The sequence below is a fragment of the Photobacterium sanguinicancri genome, assembly GCF_002265265.1.
Classification (GTDB): Bacteria; Pseudomonadota; Gammaproteobacteria; order Enterobacterales; family Vibrionaceae; genus Photobacterium; species Photobacterium sanguinicancri.
The window spans coordinates 1-2052 of record NZ_NOIF01000332.1 but is presented as its reverse complement, the minus strand read 5'-3'; the positions used below and the strand labels follow the sequence as shown (position 1 = coordinate 2052).

At 41.7% G+C, this 2052-nt stretch carries 1 protein-coding gene; it reads right to left on the bottom strand.

Going from position 1 to position 2052, the window contains the following annotated elements:
- Positions 1–260: 260 nt before the first annotated feature.
- Positions 261–1895 (bottom strand): methyl-accepting chemotaxis protein, encoded by a 1635-nt coding sequence (locus ASV53_RS23750; protein WP_094958961.1) that lies wholly within the window; start codon positions 1893–1895, stop codon positions 261–263.
- Between the last annotated feature and the right edge of the window lie 157 nt (positions 1896–2052).

Sequence of the window (2052 nt, the reverse complement as noted above, 5' to 3'; positions counted from 1 at the left end):
ATAGGCTAACGGTTCTCGCTCGACTGAGCCCGTAGAGGACTTTCACCTCCTAGATCAACACCATGCTCGGCGCACAAAAATAAAAACCACAGGGATAATCCTGTGGTTTTTTATTACAGTTACTGGCTGGTCAATAATAATTAGAAACCGCTTTGCCTATTAAAGAAAAAGACCATTAGCCAAGTTGGTATCACTCGCAGAAAAAAGCCAGCAATTAAGCTAGCTTTACAGGTCGTTTTACAAAAAAGGAATACACAAAATTAAGATACGCGGAAACGACTCATCATTGATTGAAGGTTTACAGCAAGTTGACTTAGTTCAAAACTCGCCTTCGCCGTTTGGCTAGCACCTGTTGCGACTTCAGTCGATGACAAATGAATGCTTTCAACATTACGACTTAGCTCATCAGCGACCGAATCTTGTTCGTTACATGCACTCGCAATCTGCATTCCCATATCCGCTATTTGCGCTACCGTCTGCTCTATATTCTGGATGGTTTCTCCAGTATGCTGACTTTGTGCGACACACTGGTGGATCATATTACAACTCATATTTGTCGCATCTTTAGCTTCATTGGCACTTTTTTGCAGCTTATCGATAATCGCTACAATTTCACCTGTTGATTGCTGTGTACGCCCCGCAAGGGTTCGCACTTCATCTGCAACAACGGCAAAACCACGGCCTTGTTCACCAGCACGCGCGGCTTCAATTGCAGCATTAAGTGCCAACAAGTTAGTTTGCTCGGCAATGTCTCGAATCACATCAATAACCATACTGATACTGACCGACTCACGTTCTAATTGCTCTACCAGTGCGCCCGCATTTTCAATTTCTTGAGATACTTTCAAGATAGATTCAATGCCTTCTTGTACATCTTTACTACCTAGCTTGGCTTCATCATTTGCTGATGCAGCAGAAACAGAAGCAACTTCCGTATTACTCGCAACATCGGCAACAGTCGCTTTCATTTGCTCCATGGCAGTGACAACCATAGTGATCTCGTCTTGCTGCTGTTTCATCCCCTGAGATGACTGTTCAGATACAGCACTGACTTCTTCCACCGCGGTACTCAACTGAGTCACTGCGGCAACAATCTCGACAACAAGAGACCGCAGGTTGTCTTGCATTTTGATACTCGAATCTGCCAGCATTCCCAATTCATCATCACCTATTTCATCACGTTCTAAGGTGTGAGTTAAATTACCTGCCGCAATTTCACTTGATAACACCATCACCTGATTTAATGGTAAACAAATTTGGCGAATTAAAAACTGGTTCATCAAAACCATAAAGACTAACAAACTTACAATACAAGCAATCGTCATGTTACTCACACGCGAAGTCGTATCTAACATCTCTGTCCGGTTATTGGCAACAAAGCCAAGGTTTAGCTCTAGCAGACCATCAAGCGCTGCCATCAGATCATTAAATTGACGATATGTATTACCAAGCACCTGTCCAGCTTGAACGGTATTCCCCTGACTTATCGCTAACTCAAAGCTATAAATAGAATCAACATAGCTTGCCCAAGCATCACTTACCTGCATAAAAATCTGGCGCTCATGATCAGATGCCACAGTGGCTTCATAAGCTGCCAGCATCCCTTTGATTTGGCGGTTATTCTGCTGAGTGCGTTGAAGATAATTTTGCATCGCCACATTATCGTTATTGAGCGTCAACGTGAAAAATTGAGTTGCACGATTACTCGTCACTTCATACTTCAGCGCTTCCACAGATAATACACTCGGCAATGTCGAGTCTGTAAAATTCACCGTCCCTTCGCGAACTAATTTAAGCTCGCTACTTAAGAAAATACCAAGAGCAATAATAACTAGCGCGATAGCAGAAAATACAACCGCAATTTTTTTACCTAATGATAAATTTTTATATGACATTTTTATACAACCTGCCTTCTGTGAGGCTTTTTAAAGAAATGGTTATGATTTCAACTTATTTATACCGTTAAAAAATCAAATAACTGGACACACTAGCGGCAGGTCGAATCACTCACTTAAATTATATTTTCCTCTAAATATCCTACTGAACAAAATC